This window comes from Rhizobium sp. WYCCWR 11146, from assembly GCF_013591995.1.
Classification (GTDB): Bacteria; Pseudomonadota; Alphaproteobacteria; order Rhizobiales; family Rhizobiaceae; genus Rhizobium; species Rhizobium indicum.
The window spans coordinates 19411-35349 of sequence record NZ_JACCEY010000001.1; the positions used below are offsets into that span (position 1 = coordinate 19411).

Below are 15939 nucleotides of genomic sequence, written 5' to 3' on the forward strand. Positions count from 1 at the left end.
ACGAAGATGGCCGATACCGTTCATAACTCCATTCGAACCGGCCATAAGACCTGGCTGACGTTGAAGATGAGAGAGATGATGGAGGCGTGGCTGTTCGTCAGTCCCACCTTCATCGGCTTCCTTCTCTTCTTCCTCGGTCCGCTCTGCGCAGTGGTCTATTATTCAATGACCGAATGGAACCTGCTCAGCCAGCAGGCCACCTTCGTAGGCCTTGCCAATTTTCAGAATGCGCTGCTCGAAAACCCTGACTTTTGGCTTGTGGTACGCAATTCGGTTATTTTCGCGATCGGTCTCGTGCCGCTCAACATGGCGCTCGCGCTCGCCTTGGCGCTCGCCCTTTCCCGGCCGTTCTTCGGGGTCGTGTTCTTTCGCACGGTATTTTTCGCCCCTGTCATCACCTCGGCCATCGCCTGGGCGATCGTATGGAAATTTCTGCTGCAGGGGGAAGGCGGTTTCATCAACCAGGTGCTGGCGCTGGTCGGGATCACCGGTCCAAACTGGCTGCGTGAACCGAGCTGGGCCATGGCGGCGGTCATCGTCACCCGCGTCATCAAGATGGTCGGCCTCAACATGATCCTCTACATTGCGGCGCTGCAGGCGATCCCGCGGGACTATGAAGAGGCAGCGCGCTTGGAGGGCGCCTCACGCCGGCAGATCTTCAGCATGATCACCTGGCCGTTGCTGGCGCCGACCACGCTCGTCATCATGGTCATCACGACAATCGGCTCTTTCAAGGTCTTCGATCACATATACCAGATGACCGGCGGCGGCCCGGAAAACGGCACGCTGGTGCTTGCCTTCTACATTTACCAGCAGGGCTTCAAGTTCTTCAATGTCGGCTATGCCTCGGCGCTCGCGATGATCATGTTCGTGATGATCATGGCGCTGACCCTGGTACAGGTGATGCTGCGGAGAAAGGGATCGGAGTGACCCAGCGCCAAGTCCAGATCCTCTACCGCACGTGCTGGACGATCGCACTCTTGATCGCCGCCATTCCTTTTGTTTTCCCATTCGTTTGGATGGTGTCTGCGGGCTTCAAGAGCGTGACCGAGATATTCGGCGCGCCGACGCTTATTCCGCGCGTCTGGCGCTGGCAGAATTTCGTCGAAGTGTTCACATACCAGCCGTTCGCGCGGCAGTATTTCAACTCGCTTTACATCGCGATCGTGGTGACGGCGCTCACCCTCGTCATCTCGTCCCTGGCCGGCTATGCGCTGGCGCGCATGCGGTTTGCCGGTGCCGGGCTGCTGATGCTTTTTCTGATCTCGGCGCTCATGGTGCCGGAGGAGGTGACGATCATTCCGAACTTCTTCCTGATGCGTTGGTTTGGATTGGTGGATACTCACTGGCCGCTGATCCTGCTGCCCACCTTCGGCCCTCATGGGGTGATGGCAACGTTCCTGATGCGCCAGTATTTCCTGGCCCTGCCCAAGGAACTGGAAGAAGCCGGCAAGATGGACGGGCTCTCACGCTTCGGCGTTTGGTGGAAGATAGCGCTGCCGATGGCGCGTCCGGCCCTGGCTGCGGTTTCCATCATCACCTTTCTGTTCTCGTGGAACCTGTTCCTGGAGCCGCTAATCTTTCTGAGCTCGCTCGACATGTTCACGCTGCCTTTGGCCTTGTCGAACTTCAACGACAGCTACGGCTTACCGCTGTGGAACCTCCAGCTTGCCGCTACCAGCCTTGCCGTGGTGCCGATCCTGATCGTCTATCTGATCGCCCAGCGGCAGATCATCGAAAGTTTTGCGCTATCGGGCGTGAAGGGATGAGGAATTTTCGTTCATGAGCAGTGTATCGCTTAAAGGCATCGAGAAACGCTTCGGCGCCGTCGAGGTCATCCGCGGCGTCGATCTCAGGATCGATCCGGGCGAGTTCGTCGTATTCGTCGGTCCGTCAGGCTGTGGCAAGTCCACCTTGCTGCGGCTGATTTCGGGGCTGGAATATCTCAGCGGCGGCGAACTTGCGATCGGCGGCCGGGTGGTCAACGAAGTGCCGGCTTCGAGGCGCGGCGTGGCCATGGTCTTCCAATCCTATGCCCTCTATCCGCATCTGACCGTCCGGGACAATATGGGTTTCGGCCTGAAGGTCCGCAAAGTCCCGGCACAGGAGCGTCAGAAGCGCGTCGATGAAGCAAGCGCCACGCTGAAGCTCGAAGCATTGCTCGATCGCTACCCCCGCGAGCTTTCCGGCGGTCAGCGGCAGCGCGTCGCTATCGGCCGGGCCATCGTCGGAAATCCTGATGTCTTCCTTTTCGACGAACCGCTGTCGAACCTCGATGCAGAATTGCGCGTGCACATGCGCTCTGAAATCGCCGCACTGCATAAGCGGCTCTCCACGACGATGATCTATGTAACGCACGACCAGATCGAAGCGATGACGCTCGCTGACAAGATCGTGGTTCTGCGCGACGGCCGTGTCGAGCAGGTCGGCTCCCCTCGGGAACTATACGAGCGGCCGGCAAATACCTTCGTGGCGCAATTCATCGGAAGCCCAAAAATGAATCTGCTCCCAGCAGATATCGCGCCTTTGCTGACAGGCGCAACGGCAGCGGATGCCGCCGCCGAGACCATCGGGATAAGGCCGGAGCATCTGACGGTCGTTGAGCCTCGAGACGGGACGCTGCGCGGAACCGTCGGGCTTTGTGAATATACTGGGGCGGTAACACTGCTTCACGTCAAGCTGCCGGCTGGGCATGATTGCCTCGTCCTGCACGACGGTGGTGACATGAAGGCGGGAATCCAAATAGGGCTCACCGCCGATGGCTCGAAGGTGCACTTTTTCAATGGCAACGGGCAAACAATAAAGCGGACTGAACAAGGCCGGACTGCTTGAACGTACGGCCGCTCCTGGCGAGGGCGCGAGCCGCAGAAATCTCTTAAGAGCGGGTTCGTCTACTCGCCCTGCCGCAAGTTGCGAAGTCGGTCGAAAAGGACGGCGAGCACGATTGCCCCACCGATAAAGCAGCCCTGCCAGAACGCGTTGATGCCAAGCAGGCCAAGACTGTTGCGGATGATTTCGATGAGTGCGGCGCCGACCAAGGCTCCAAAGGCGGTGCCGACGCCGCCGGCCAGATTGGCGCCGCCGATAACCGCAGCGGCAATGACCTGAAGTTCCATCCCGGCGCCGATATTTGTGGTGACGGCGCCGAGCCAACCGGTTTGAATGATGCCGGCAACCCCCGCCGAGAGGGCAGAAATCATATAGACGATGACCTTGATCCTCGGCACGGGAACGCCTGTCAGTGTCGCGGCGTGCTCATTGCCGCCGATCGCAAAGACATAGCGGCCGAACTTGGTCCAGCGCAGCACGAAACCGGTAATAAGTGCCAGCACGACCATGTAAAGCACTGGATTGGCGATGCCAAAAACCCAGGCGCCGCCACCCAGCGCCAATAGTTTGTCGTGATCAGGTCCGAACTCAAAAACCACAGTGTTGTTGGATGCAACCATCGCAAGGCTGCGCGCAATCGACAGCATCCCGAGCGTGACGACGAAAGGTGGGAAGCCGAGATAGGCAATCAAGACGCCGTTGAAAGCTCCGACCAACAGAGCCGTACCGATCGAGGCGGCGATGCCGACTTCAATACTGTATCCCGCATGCATGACGACCGCCAGCACCATGCTGCACAGGCAAAGTACGGAGCCAACGGACAAATCAATGCCGCCGGTGATGATGACCAGCGTCATGCCCAGCGCGATAATTGCGACGAAGGTGACGTTGCGGGTGATGTTGTAGATGTTCTTCGCCGTCGCAAAGGAGTCCGTTGCCATCGACAGAAAAATGCAGGCTAGAATGACTGCAATCAGCACCCAGAATGTCTGGCCGCTCATGATCGTTGCAAGCCAGCTCCGTTGCTTCTGTCCGATCGTTTGGTCAAGTGTAATCGCCATCGTCGACCTTCTTCCTTCCTGTTGCAACGGATAGCATCGATCACACCTGTTCGATGGCGCCGGTAATCAGTCCCGTCACTTCCTCCGGCGAACTTGCCGCAATCTGCTTGTCGGCTACTTTTCTGCCTCGCCGCATCACGATCACACGGTCGGCGACCGAAAAGACGTCGGGCATGCGGTGGCTGATCAGGACAACGACAATGCCCCGGTCCCGCAATTGGCGGATAAGATTCAGAACCTCAGCGACCTGGCGCACGGAAATGGCTGCGGTCGGCTCGTCCATCAATACGATTTTCGCTTCAGACAGCATCGTGCGGCCGATCGCGACCGCTTGGCGCTGGCCACCTGACATTTGCTTGACGAGATCGCGCGCCCGCGTCTCGGATTTGAGCTCGCGAAATATCTCGCCGGCGCGCTTGTACATGGCCTTGTGGTCGAGGATGCGAAGAGGCCATACGCCGCGGCGCAATTCTCGTCCGAGGAACACGTTCGCTGCCGCCGTCAGATTGTTGCAGAGCGCCAAGTCCTGGTGAACGATCTCAATGCCATGCTGGCGCGCTTCCTTCGGCCGATGAAGCACGAGATCGGCGCCGTCGAGGCGCATGGTTCCATGGCTCGGCCGGAAGTTGCCGGCAATCATCTTCACCAGGGTGGACTTGCCAGCGCCGTTATCGCCCATCAGGCCGACAACCTGCCCGGCTTCGAGCGAAAACGAAACATCGTTGACTGCCTGGATGGCACCGAAATGTTTGGAAATATTGCTGAGCTCAAGAACCGCCACCAGCCTCCTCGCCTCCCAAAACCTGCGGGCTATCCATCGCACCGCACCCTGCATGTCTTCGATGCAAGGCTCCGGCGAATTCGCTTTTCCAATACCCTCCCAGGAAAAGCGATTGGGAGCATTTACGCAAAACCCTGCGACAGCGTCAACTCATTGTCCCGGCCATTGACCTTATTGTCGCAAAAATCTGTTTTGTCAGACAAATATCATTTGACGAAAGTGGCGCCCGGATATTAGCTATCAATGGGGGAGAAAGAGCATGCTGATCCTTGTGACCGGTGCTACGGGCAAGGTCGGGCGGCGCTTCATTGCTGGGCTGCTTGACGATCCGAGATTTTCCAAAGCCCGTATTCGTGCGCTTTGTCATAATCGTTTGTACGAGGCGACCGACCGTGTCGATGTCTTCCAAGGCTCGATCGCCGATCGCGATGTCGTGGCAAAGGCGCTGGATGACGTTACCCATGTCGTGCATCTCGCCACATGCAAGGAAACGCCTGAAGACATCATGGATGTCACGGTCAAAGGTCTCTTTTGGCTGCTCGAGGAGTTCCGTACGAGCGTCACCGCACGCCAGTTCATCCTGATCGGTGGTGATGCGGGTGTGGGACATTTCCACTATCGCCACGACGGCCCGATCACCGAGAACGCCCGCCATTGTGCCTATCCGGGAAGCTATGCGCTCTCCAAAGTCCTGGAAGAGGTCATGCTGGAGCAGTTTGGCATTCAGTATGGCCTCAATGGCTGTTGTCTGCGCGCGCCCTGGATCATGGAAAAGGACGATTTCAAGTATTCGCTGTCTTTTGGAGACGACGTCTTTGGCGGTCCGGACTGGAAGACGCTCGTTCCGGAAGACGCGGCGCGTCGTTATGCGGCGATGGGTACGGTGCCGCTGCTGCTCGATGCTGACGGTCGTGCGTTGAAACGCAACTTCGTTCATGTCGACGACCTTGTTTCGGCAATACTGGCAGCGATCGACAACCCGCGGGCGGAGCGGCAGCTCTTCAATATCTGCATGGATCGCCCCGTCGACTATGCTGAAGTCGCCGCCTATCTCTTGCGCACGCGCAATTTCGGCTCTGTCGACATACCGAGCCGCTTCCATTCCAATTGGATGGACAACAGCAAGGCCAAATACCTGCTGGATTGGCAGCCAAACTACGATCTCGAAATGCTTATCAACTCGGCCTGGCAATACGAGCGTTCAAAGGAGGAGCCTCGCATCGTCTGGTATCCGGGTTGATTTCGTATGGCGGGCACGCGGTGTCCGTCTGTTTCAAGGGAGGAAACTATGAGGAAGGCATTACTACTTACAGCCGCAGTTTTAGCACTGACCGCCGGGCAGGCCTTGGCCAAGAAGCAACTCGTCATCGTCGTCAAGGGCCTCGACAATCCGTTCTTCGAAGCAATCAATCAAGGTTGCCAGAAATGGAACAAGGAGAACCCCACGGCGGAATACGAATGCTTCTACACCGGTCCGGCATCGACATCCGATGAAGCCGGCGAAGCGCAGATCGTTCAGGATATGTTGGGCAAGGCAGACACGGCTGCAATCGCAATCTCGCCGTCAAATGCAAAGCTCATTGCCCAGACCCTGAAGACGGCCAATCCGACGGTTCCGGTGATGACGCTTGATGCCGATCTTGCCGCCGAGGATGCAGCGTTGCGCAAGACCTATCTCGGCACCGACAACTATCTGATGGGCGCCCGCATCGGCGAATACATCAAGAAGGGCAAGCCGAAGGGCGGCAAGATCTGCACGATCGAAGGCAATCCGGGAGCGGACAATATTCTACGCCGCGCACAAGGAATGCGCGACACGCTTACTGGCCAGAAAGGCTTGACCGAGCTGAAAGGCGAGGGTGGCTGGACCGAGGTCGCCGGTTGCCCGGTGTTCACCAATGACGACGGTGCCAAGGGCGTTCAGGCAATGACCGATATCCTCGCGGCCAATCCCGATTTGGACGCATTCGGCATTATGGGTGGCTGGCCATTGTTCGGTGCACCGCAACCCTATCGCGACCTGTTCAAGCCGCTGGCCGACAAGATCGCCAGCAACGATTTCGTCATTGGTGCCGCCGACACGATCGGCGACGAGGTCGCCATTGCGAAGGAAGGACTGGTGACGGCGCTCGTTGGCCAACGACCGTTCGAGATGGGCTACAAGGCACCGTCGGTGATGATGGATCTGATTGCCGGCAAGCCGGTTGAAGATCCGGTCTTCACCGGGCTCGATGAGTGCACAAAGGATACAGTCGACACCTGCATTCAAAAGTAGGTTCACGGTTTGGCGCACCCGGTTCAAGGGTGCGCCGACTGTCCTTAAGAGACGGATCGAGAGATCCGCTGGGCTTGACGCGCCCTGAATTCCGCGCTTTGTGCCGGCGTCAATCGCAGGCGACTTCCTCGTTATTACGATTGTTTTGATCATACGTGCAGACAGTCGAAAGAATGCTGAGGCAGTAGAAATAAATGCCTGACAAAAAATCGGGAAAGCCAACGGCTGCGGTCGAGGTGGTGACGGTTGACCGCTCGGCCACCATAAGGCGCCCAAATTCTCCCCGCATGACTGGGGCGAGTGTTCATGTGTCTTTAGCAGGCGAGATCGGTCTGCGAATCGTGCGCGGCGACTATCCGCCGGGCACGATTCTGCCAAATGAGGCAAAATGGTCGGAAGTCTTTGACGTCAGCCGATCGGCGGTGCGCGAAGCGATCAAGATGCTGATGGCCAAGGGCCTGCTTTCTTCTCGCCCCAAAATCGGCAGTTGGGTCGAACCCAGGGAGCGTTGGAACCTGCTGGATCGAGATGTCTTGGGCTGGTACGCCGCATCTCCCGATCGCGAGTCGTTTCTGAGGGCCGTGCAAGAACTCAGACATATGATCGAGCCGGAAGCGACGGCACTTGCTGCGGAGCGCCGGACTGAGGAGCAGATGGATGAGATCAGTCAGGCCCTGCATGACATGGATCAGGCGACATCGCTCCAACAGCGAACAGAATCCGATACGCGATTTCACATCGCGATCTTGCGCGCCTCGGGAAATGATCTGCTGGTACCGCTCGGCGTCTTGATCGAATCGGCGCTGAACCACCTCTTCGCCCATGTGACGCGGGAGGAAGACAATTTGCGGTACGCGCTGAAACTTCATGAAAATATTGAGAAAAGCATTCGACTGCAGCGACCGAACATGGCGCGCAACGCAGTCCGCAAGGCGCTGGCAAATACCGACGAAATCATCGCCCGGTGGTCACGATAGATTTTTGCATCCTGTCCGGCTGGCGCGTTGCCGATAGCTTGATGCAGGGGAATTCAACCTCCTACAGTCCTCGATGCCTACCCAAAACCCGCGGCTTGTGCTACTTTCCTTGGCAACCTTCGGGAGCTGGGCCATGCGTGGGCTGCTTGCATCGATGGCGTTGATTTTCACAGCGACGGTGGCCGCTGCGGGGAGCCCCTTGTTCGATGCCGTTGCCACTGGAAACATCGCCGTCGTCGAGCAGGTTCTGGCTACCGGTGCCGAAGTCGACAGCCGGACACGCGATCAGGCAACACCTCTCATCAATGCCGCGCTCGGAGCCCAGCTCGCCATAGCCGAATTGCTGATCGGCAAAGGCGCCGATGTCATGGCTCGGAATTCAGGCGGCTTTACGCCGCTTCATGCCGCGGCCTTTTCCGGCAGCTTGCCGATCAGCAAACTGCTTCTCCACCATGGCGCGACGCTCGACGACGCGGCCAATAAAGCGGGCGTGACACCGCTGATGGTCGCCGGTGAGGAAAACCACGTCGCTCTCGCCACGTTTCTTCTCGCTGAGGGGGCTGACGTCGGTCGTGCGGAGGTTCACGGCTACACGCCAATCACGCGAGCGATCTGGAAGGGCAACTCGGACATCGTGCGACTGTTCAAGCGGCATGGTGCGCCTTGCCCTCCGGCCAGCCGCATCGGCGAGAAAGAATACGCGAAGTGCATGGAAATCCACGATTGAATAGGAGGCACAGATGCATGCAGGGACCAGAAGCGGTGCGCGAGGAATTGGTCGCTCTGTGGCGGTGTTCGTTGTGGCTTTGGCAGCTGTCGGTGGATCGCGGGCTTTCGCCGACGACTCGGTTAACACGGGGTACTTCGGCGGGGTGGCAATCATGGGATATGACCCCGTCGCCTATTTCACCGAAGGCAAAGCGGTGAAGGGCTCCGAGGAATTCTCCCACGAATGGCTGGGGACGCCGTGGCTTTTTGCCAATGCTAAACACCGTGAAATGTTCATCAGCGAGCCGATCAAATATGCGCCTCAGTATGGCGGCTACTGCGCGGGCGAGGTGGCTCTCGGATCGGTGACGATCAACGTCGATCCAGAGGCATTCAAGATCATCGACGGCAAGCTTTACCTGATCTACGACAAGGGATCGGCGGAAGGGTTTGCCGCTCATGTGGCCGAAGCAGTACCGAAAGCCGATAGAAACTGGCCGAAGGTCGCAGCCGATCTCGAACGGGATCGGTATCACTGATCGCGGGTGGAGCGCGGCTATTTGACGGGCGAAAAATAGAAGACCTTGGTGGAGTTCACGTAAGCATAGCTGGTTTCAGCGGGCGAGTTTGCAGGTCTGTAGACCGGTCCGCAATCGGCTCGTCCAAAAGCGTTTTCGCTTTGCTCGCAGAGCATGTCGCCATTGACGAAAACCGTTCCGGTGATCATCTGCGTCGCCGAGCGGAAGGCCGCCTTGCCGTCACGTTCGATTTGCATGAGTGCAGGGCTTCCCGAGGGTTCGGTCTTGCCCCGGAGGAGTTTGCCCATGACGGCGCTTGCGATTTCGTCACCGTGCAGCCGTTCCTGCTCATTGCCCTTGAAACCGAACGGCCATTCCGGCAGGCCGGCCTCGCGTAGGGCATCGAGGATAAACGCCAAATCCTGCTCGTTGCGGAAATGGGCATTGCTGATATGCCAGCCCGCCAGGGAATCGCGCCCAGCCAGAAAGCGAAGTCCTTCGGCGACAGTCGCACGGGCGGCGTCGAGGCGACCGGCACGGGCATAGGCCATAGCGAGTGGGGTAACGAAATCGCCGTTTCCCGGAGAACCATCGCGCGCGCGTTCGAAGCTGTCGATGGCCTTCGTGTAGTCGCGCTGCAAATAAAACACCAGGCCAGCCGTGTATCGATTGATGGCGGAGAGATTCGGATCGTGCCTGAGCGCCGTCTCGACGGCCGCGCCGGCCTCGGCATGATTACCGGAGAACAGTTGAACGTATGCCAACGCCATATGAGCTTCGGCATCGGCAGACCCAAGCGACACTGCCTGCTGCGCCGAGGCAACCGCCTGCTCGTAGCGGCGGTCCACGACTTGCATGACGGCAAGAACGGCGTATGGCGATGAAAGAACCGGGTCGAGCGCCAGCGCGCGACTTGCCTTCTCGTAGGCCCTTTTTCGCGCCAACGCGCTCTGGAGAACGTCATCGTAGGCGCTTCGCCAGACATAAGCGGTCGCGTGCGCGTCGGCTGCGAAGGCCTCTGCAAAACCGGGGTCGAGCGCCTCCGCCTTGTCAAAGAGCGCCAGTGCCTCGAGCAGCCGGGAACGGCGGCCGGTGCGTGTCGCCTGCTCGGCACGAAGGTAGTAGTCGTAGGCCTCGAGATTGGCGGTCGGCGGACGGGTAATCCGTTCCGCCTCGGATTGAGTGAGTTTCAAGCCGAGCGCTTCGGCGATCTGCCGACTGAGCTCATCCTGCACAGCCATGACATCTGCCGCGGCGCGGTTAAATCGATTGGCCCACAAGTGGTCGCCGCTTGCGGCATCGCTCAATTGCGCATTGACGCGGATTTGATCGCCGATCCGTTGCACGCTGCCCTCAACGACAAAACGCACGCCGAGATCGCGTCCGATGTCGGCCAAAACGAGGGGCTTGCCTTTGTATGCAAACACCGAATTATGACCGATGACGTCAAGGTCCGAAAGCATGGTCAGATCGGCAATCAGGCTGTCGGTAATGCCATCGGTGAAATAATCCTGGCCGGCGTCGCTACTCAAATTGGCGAAAGGAAGCACCGCGACAGATGGACGTTGGGGCACAAACGGCCATTGCCATGCGAAGACAATCGCAGTGGCCGCGATCAACAGCGCTGCAAGCGTGGCCAGGATGATCGCCCGGCGGCGCGGCCGACGGGAGGCAACGACCTTGCCTGCCTCAGAGGGATCTAACAGAACACGATAGACGCGAACCGGATCGGCTATGTTCTTCAGTTGCTGCTCGCCGAGAGAGGAAAAACCGACTTCAGCCTTGTGTACCGTGTGATCGAATGCGGTGCCGGATATGCAAATCCCGCCGGGCTGGGCAAGGCTCTCCAGCCGCGCCGCTATGTTGACGCCGTCTCCATGAATGTCCTCTCCTTCGACAATGACATCGCCGAGATTGACGCCGATGCGAAAAAGCATCCGCTGCTCGGGCCGCAGGGCCGCATTGCGTTCCGCCTTCTGTTGCTGGATTTTGACGGCGCAACGCAAAGCATCCACCACGCTATGGAACTCAACCAGGATCCCGTCACCCATGGTCTTGATCAGGCGGCCGTGGTGCGTGGCGATTTTCGGTTCGAAGAGCTCGTGGAGGTCGGTGTGGAAGCGGATACGCGTTCCCTCTTCGTCGATCTCGCTCAGGCGGCTGTAACCGACCACATCCGCAATCAGGACTGCTGCAAGACGGCGCTCCATAACAGCTCTTTCCGGGTGTCCGCTCCCCTACCTATATCTTACAGCAGGTGCCGTGCCGTTGCCATTAAAGTTGCCCAAAGCGGCATCACGTTTGCCGGTCAAAAGCTCCAGTGGAGAGGGCGTGATCTGAGAGGCTTGTCGCGCGTCCGCCCATAGAATGCGCTGTCGCCCGTATCGGCTCGATGGCAGTTTCCATCAGCATGGACCAAGATCTGCCACGGTAAGTCCTGCCTTACGTAGTCCTTCCACGCGGCGGTTAAAGTCCTCGGGGTGTCGGAATGGAAGAACCCGCCGGCGGCGCTCGACAGAAAAATCAGGATTGATCCTGAGTGCCTTTTTCCAGGCCTGCCGGCTCTCCTCCGGCCGGTCGAGGTGCCCATAGCATGAGGCAAGCAGGGCGTAGGCGGTCTCCGACTGGGAGTTTTGTTGGAGCCGCTGCTCGATGGCTGCAATCGCTTGTTCATACTCGCCGAGAGAAAAGTGCGCATCGGCGCGAAATTGGAAGAGAATTTCCGGATGGTGCGGGTCAAACCGCATCGATGCATCGAGTGTTTCCAGGGCGCCGGCGGGATCGCCGGAGAATATCTGGATATGGGCCATCAGCAACAGGAGCTCGGCGGAGTTGGGCTGTAGCGCGAGGCCCTGCTGCACCTCCGCCTGCGCCCGGTCCAGTTCCCGGTTCCACATGCAAGCCATGCCCAGTGCGAAGCGGCCGTTGGGCTGTTCCTCGGCCATTTCCACGGCCTGCTGCGCGAGATCCATCCCGATCCGCAGCGAGCCTTCCGGATCGGTGCTCCAGGCGTTGACGTAGTCCAGCACGTGGGTGAAGGAAATGAGTGCCTGGGCGGCCGCATATTGCGGATCGATGGCAATGGCGTCGGCCGCCAGGCTGCGCGCGGCTCTGTTTCCGGTTCGGGTGTGGGCCGACGCCTGCTCGCGGCCACGTAACAACAACTCGTAAGCGTCGACATTGAGTGCGCGCCCTTGGGCCAATCGATCCTGGTCGCCATGCGTGAGGTTCAGCCTGAGCGCCGCCACGATCTCCTGCGTCAATTCATCCTGAACCGCAAAAATGTCGGTGAGGTCGCGATCGAAGCGGCTGGCCCAGATATGTCCGCCGTTGCTGGCGTCGATCAATTGGGCCGTGACACGCACGCGGTTGCCAGCCTTGCGAACGCTGCCCTCGAGGACATAGCGGACGCCGAGCGCCTTGGCCATCTCAGGCACGGAGGCTGTTACATTCTTGTAGACGAAGGATGAGTTGCGGGCGATCACGTGCAATTCGGACAGCTTCGAGAGATCGGTGATGATGTCCTCGCTGATACCGTCGGAGAAATACTCCTGTTCGGCATCGCCGCTCATGTTGTTGAACGCCAGTACGGCGATGGACGGCTTGTCGGGAACGGCCGGAACTGACGGCATGTCGATTGCGGGCCGCACCTGTGGTACCGGGTTCGGCCGCGGAGTTCCGATCTGAAGCGAATAGACCTGCATCGGTTCAGCGATATTCTTGAGCTCAATTTTGCCGAGATCGGTGACGGCAAGATCGAGCCGCGCTTTCACCTGGCGGTAGGCGTCTTCGGAAAGACAGATGGCGCCGGGCTTGGCAATTCCCTCCAACCGCGCGGCGATATTGACGCCGTCGCCCATCAAGTCGCCGTCGTTCTCCTCGACCACATCTCCCAGATGGATCCCCACCCGGAACTCGATGCGATTCTCGGGCGACACGCCGGTATTGCGCTCGACCATGGCGGTCTGCACTTCGATAGCACAGCGCACGGCGTCCACGACGCTGCGAAACTCGATGAGGCTTCCGTCACCGGTACGCTTGACGACCCGGCCATTGTGCACGGCAATGGTCGGATCGACCAGGTCGCTGCGCAGCGTTCTCAGCCGCGCCAGGATGCGATCCTCGTCCGCACCGGCGAGGCGGCTGTAGCCGACCACATCTGCGACCAGGATCGCCGCCAGTTTTCGCGTCACGCTCGTCAGTCCCAATTCCTCGTCGGACCAAAATAACACAGTGTGACCGGCAACGCCGCCAAATCCGATTGCCTTCGCTAAGAAGCGGTCCGGTGGCCGGCTGCTTGGACTTCAAGATAGTCGGTGAAGCTTACGCGATATCCGCGGCTAAGCTCCGTCTTTCAGAGAGAAGGCAAGGACGTAGTCGCCGACGTCTTTCGAATAGGGTGCGCCGCCAACCGATATCAGGACATATTGCTTGCCTGTTTTCGGTGAGACGTAGGTCATGGGTGTTGCGCTCGAGCCGACCGGCAGGGGGTATCTCCAGAGCTCGGCACCGTTCTCAGCGTCATAGGCACGGATATAATAGTCCTGGAAGCCGGCGAAGAAGACGACGCCGCCGGCGGTCGCAGACGTGCCGGCGTAGCTCGGCAGTCCCATCGGCATAGGCAGCTTGGTTTTGATCTTGAACGGCCCGAGTTCTTCGGCTGTCCCGGCCGGAACCTGCCATGCGATCTTGCGCGTCTTCAGATCCACTGCAGTGACGGTGCCGAAGGGCGGTTGCGTGCAGGGAACGCGGAGCCTCGATGTCCACATCTCGGTGGCCATGGCGTAAGGCGTCCCGCGCTGCGGGGCGGAGGGGCCGTGAGCAGTCGTGGTGAGGGCAAAGTCGACATACTCCTCGCGTGGGATGAGTGCAAAGAGACTGGGGACGCGGATATCGTTCATGAAGACCCTGTTGTTGGGCAGATCGACCGATACGCTTCCCCAATTGAGGCCACCCAGATTTCCCGGCTGCTGGATTGCATATTGCGTGCCGATCGGGGTGAAATCGCCGTCATAGCGCATCTTGCGGAAGGCGATGCGGCATGCCAGCTGATCGAACATCGTCAGGCCCCAGGCCGTCTGCTCCGTCACGCGCTCCGCACCGATTGTCGGCATGCCGACGGAGTAGGGCTGCGTCGGGGAGAGTTTCTCTTCGGGCACGCCGCCTTGCTGCGGCACCGGCTTCTCCTGAACTTCGGCAAGCGGTGTGCCGGTTCGGCGGTCGAGGAGAAAAAGCTGCCCGCGTTTGGTGGTCTGCAGCAGAGCAGGCACAGCGGCGCCATTGCCGTCAGGCAGGTCGACCAGGACCGGTTGGGCCGGCAGATCATAGTCCCAGATGTCGTGATGCACGGTCTGGAATTTCCATTTCTCCCGACCCGTCGTCACATCGAGCGCCACCAATGTCGCATTGTATTGATCGGCGAAGGAAGGGCGATTGACACCGTAATAATCCGGCGTGGTATTGCCGAGCGGTGCATATATGAGGCCAAGCTTGTCGTCGAATGCGGCCGTCGTCCACATGTTGGGCGTGGCCCGCGTATAAGTCTGGCCCTCCGGCGGAAGTTTGGTGATCTCCGGATTGCCGAGATCCCATGCCCATTCGAGCTCGCCGGTGACGACGTTGAACGCACGGATGACGCCAGAGGGTTCGCCGACCTCCTGATTGTCCGTGACCCAGCCTCCGACGACGATCAGGTTGCGGGCAATCAGCGGCGCCGATGTCTGGAAATAATAGCCCGTCTTGACTTCGCCCATGCCCTGGGAAAGCTGCACGGTGCCATTGTCTCCGAAGTCCTTGCAGGGCGCGCCGGTCTTGCTGTCGATCTCCAGGAGACGGGCATCGATCGTCGTCTGCACCAGGCGCTCGTTGCAAAGACCATCGGCGGACTGGGCTTCCGTTGGCATCTTGTAGTAACCGAGGCCGCGGCAGCGTTGCCAATAAGGCGCCGTCGCCTTGGGATCGAAAGTCCAGCGGGGTTTGCCGGTATCTGCATCGAGCGCTGCGATCACATCTGTCGGCGTGCAGGTGTAGACCGTATCGCCGATCTGCAGAGGCGTGTTCTGATCGGCGCCATCGCCTTTTCCGGTGCGATATGTCCAGGCGAGATCGAGCTTGGAAACATTGCCGCGGTTGATCTGATCGAATGGGGAATAACGATCTCCTGCCGTGGTGCGGCCATAGGATGTCCAGTCGGAGGGAGAGTTGTCACCCTTGGCGGTTTTATAGGCGGTGATGTCGGCGGAGGGGTGGATGATCCCATGCGGCACGAAGCTGAGACCGAAACCCGCGACAAAGATGAGAGCGGTCACCACGGCGCCGGCATAAAAGAGCTTCCGGTTGGCGGCCGGGGAAAGCGATGGTGCAAAGAGAAGGGCAAAGCCCGCCAGCGCGATGGGGGACATCAAGCGGGCAAACAGCGCCCAGAAATTGAGACCCGACTCCCATAGCGCCCAGGGAAGGGTGAAAACGGCGACAAGCAGGACAATTAGCCCGCCTGGCGTCTTCCGGCGCCACAGCAGAAGCGCGGCAACCAGATAGGCAAGCCCGACGATCGCGTAATAGGGCGAGCCGCCGAGGCGCAGCAGCCAGGCGCCGCCTCCGATCAACCCCAATCCGATGAGGGCGAGAACAATACAGAACAGGGTGGCCAGAAATTTCATAGTCTCCTCATCCAATCCGCCGCCCGATCACCTGGATTCCAACTCCGACCGTCGCATGGCCCTCGGGAAGCACAGGGCCATGGGTTGATGGTCAGAGACGTGTCTTCGGGAGAGGGCTGCTCTCTCGTTCA

General features: G+C 59.4%; 13 protein-coding genes. 8 read left to right on the forward strand and 5 right to left on the reverse strand.

Annotation, left to right across the window (positions count from 1 at the left end; genetic code table 11):
• The first annotated feature begins 6 nt into the window (after positions 1 to 6).
• The 3 genes from HX899_RS00095 to HX899_RS00105 are packed head-to-tail and all read left to right on the forward strand — an operon-like array spanning position 7 to position 2832.
• On the forward strand, positions 7 to 930 hold the full coding sequence (locus HX899_RS00095; protein WP_138330122.1) for a carbohydrate ABC transporter permease: 924 nt from the start codon (positions 7 to 9) through the stop codon (positions 928 to 930).
• Positions 927 to 1769, forward strand: coding sequence for a carbohydrate ABC transporter permease (locus HX899_RS00100; protein ID WP_138330124.1), 843 nt, complete (start codon positions 927 to 929; stop codon positions 1767 to 1769). Before HX899_RS00095 ends, HX899_RS00100 begins: the two co-directional genes overlap by 4 nt.
• A gap of 13 nt (positions 1770 to 1782) precedes the next feature.
• A complete protein-coding gene (locus tag HX899_RS00105; RefSeq protein WP_181291381.1) occupies positions 1783 to 2832 on the forward strand; it encodes an ABC transporter ATP-binding protein in 1050 nt (349 codons plus the stop codon).
• A gap of 59 nt (positions 2833 to 2891) precedes the next feature.
• On the opposite strand, the gene HX899_RS00110 is transcribed toward HX899_RS00105, so the two are convergent.
• Complete coding sequence (locus tag HX899_RS00110; protein WP_017961842.1) at positions 2892 to 3890, reverse strand: ABC transporter permease; 999 nt, start codon at positions 3888 to 3890, stop codon at positions 2892 to 2894.
• A gap of 40 nt (positions 3891 to 3930) precedes the next feature.
• Positions 3931 to 4671 (reverse strand): ATP-binding cassette domain-containing protein, encoded by a 741-nt coding sequence (locus tag HX899_RS00115; protein ID WP_012758785.1) that lies wholly within the window; start codon positions 4669 to 4671, stop codon positions 3931 to 3933.
• A gap of 259 nt (positions 4672 to 4930) precedes the next feature.
• Between HX899_RS00115 and HX899_RS00120 the strand changes: the two genes are divergently transcribed.
• From HX899_RS00120 to HX899_RS00140, 5 genes are all read left to right on the forward strand, one after another.
• Entirely contained in the window at positions 4931 to 5911 is a 981-nt protein-coding gene (locus HX899_RS00120; protein ID WP_180195119.1) for an NAD(P)-dependent oxidoreductase, read from the forward strand.
• Positions 5912 to 5959: 48 nt separating this feature from the next.
• Complete coding sequence (locus HX899_RS00125; protein WP_012758783.1) at positions 5960 to 6946, forward strand: substrate-binding domain-containing protein; 987 nt, start codon at positions 5960 to 5962, stop codon at positions 6944 to 6946.
• A 194-nt stretch (positions 6947 to 7140) separates the two neighbouring features.
• Positions 7141 to 7923: a FadR/GntR family transcriptional regulator gene (locus tag HX899_RS00130; RefSeq protein ID WP_181291382.1), complete on the forward strand. Its 783-nt coding sequence runs from the start codon at positions 7141 to 7143 to the stop codon at positions 7921 to 7923.
• 133 nt (positions 7924 to 8056) lie between these two features.
• Positions 8057 to 8650: an ankyrin repeat domain-containing protein gene (locus HX899_RS00135; RefSeq protein WP_181291383.1), complete on the forward strand. Its 594-nt coding sequence runs from the start codon at positions 8057 to 8059 to the stop codon at positions 8648 to 8650.
• Positions 8651 to 8663: 13 nt separating this feature from the next.
• Entirely contained in the window at positions 8664 to 9170 is a 507-nt protein-coding gene (locus HX899_RS00140) for a YHS domain-containing (seleno)protein (protein WP_181291384.1), read from the forward strand.
• A gap of 17 nt (positions 9171 to 9187) precedes the next feature.
• On the opposite strand, the gene HX899_RS00145 is transcribed toward HX899_RS00140, so the two are convergent.
• The 3 genes from HX899_RS00145 to HX899_RS00155 form a co-directional block, all read right to left on the reverse strand.
• The gene (locus HX899_RS00145; RefSeq protein ID WP_181291385.1) at positions 9188 to 11359 is read right to left on the reverse strand and encodes an adenylate/guanylate cyclase domain-containing protein; all 2172 of its coding nucleotides are present in this window, start codon (positions 11357 to 11359) and stop codon (positions 9188 to 9190) included.
• 195 nt (positions 11360 to 11554) lie between these two features.
• Positions 11555 to 13342 carry an adenylate/guanylate cyclase domain-containing protein gene (locus HX899_RS00150; protein ID WP_181291386.1) on the reverse strand — a complete coding sequence of 596 codons (1788 nt, stop codon included), beginning with the start codon at positions 13340 to 13342 and terminating at the stop codon, positions 11555 to 11557.
• A gap of 147 nt (positions 13343 to 13489) precedes the next feature.
• Positions 13490 to 15808, reverse strand: a complete 2319-nt coding sequence (locus HX899_RS00155; RefSeq protein ID WP_181291387.1) for a membrane-bound PQQ-dependent dehydrogenase, glucose/quinate/shikimate family — start codon at positions 15806 to 15808, stop codon at positions 13490 to 13492.
• Between the last annotated feature and the right edge of the window lie 131 nt (positions 15809 to 15939).

Bases quoted from the DNA above. Each gene is read 5' to 3' on its own strand.
- HX899_RS00095 (WP_138330122.1), top strand. From the start codon at position 7: ATGGCCGATACCGTTCATAACTCCATTCGAACCGGCCATAAGACCTGG.
- HX899_RS00105 (WP_181291381.1), top strand. From the start codon at position 1,783: ATGAGCAGTGTATCGCTTAAAGGCATCGAGAAACGCTTCGGCGCCGTC.
- HX899_RS00110 (WP_017961842.1), bottom strand. From the start codon at position 3,890: ATGGCGATTACACTTGACCAAACGATCGGACAGAAGCAACGGAGCTGG.
- HX899_RS00120 (WP_180195119.1), top strand. From the start codon at position 4,931: ATGCTGATCCTTGTGACCGGTGCTACGGGCAAGGTCGGGCGGCGCTTC.
- HX899_RS00125 (WP_012758783.1), top strand. From the start codon at position 5,960: ATGAGGAAGGCATTACTACTTACAGCCGCAGTTTTAGCACTGACCGCC.
- HX899_RS00130 (WP_181291382.1), top strand. From the start codon at position 7,141: ATGCCTGACAAAAAATCGGGAAAGCCAACGGCTGCGGTCGAGGTGGTG.
- HX899_RS00135 (WP_181291383.1), top strand. From the start codon at position 8,057: ATGCGTGGGCTGCTTGCATCGATGGCGTTGATTTTCACAGCGACGGTG.
- HX899_RS00140 (WP_181291384.1), top strand. From the start codon at position 8,664: ATGCATGCAGGGACCAGAAGCGGTGCGCGAGGAATTGGTCGCTCTGTG.
- HX899_RS00145 (WP_181291385.1), bottom strand. From the start codon at position 11,359: ATGGAGCGCCGTCTTGCAGCAGTCCTGATTGCGGATGTGGTCGGTTAC.
- HX899_RS00155 (WP_181291387.1), bottom strand. From the start codon at position 15,808: ATGAAATTTCTGGCCACCCTGTTCTGTATTGTTCTCGCCCTCATCGGA.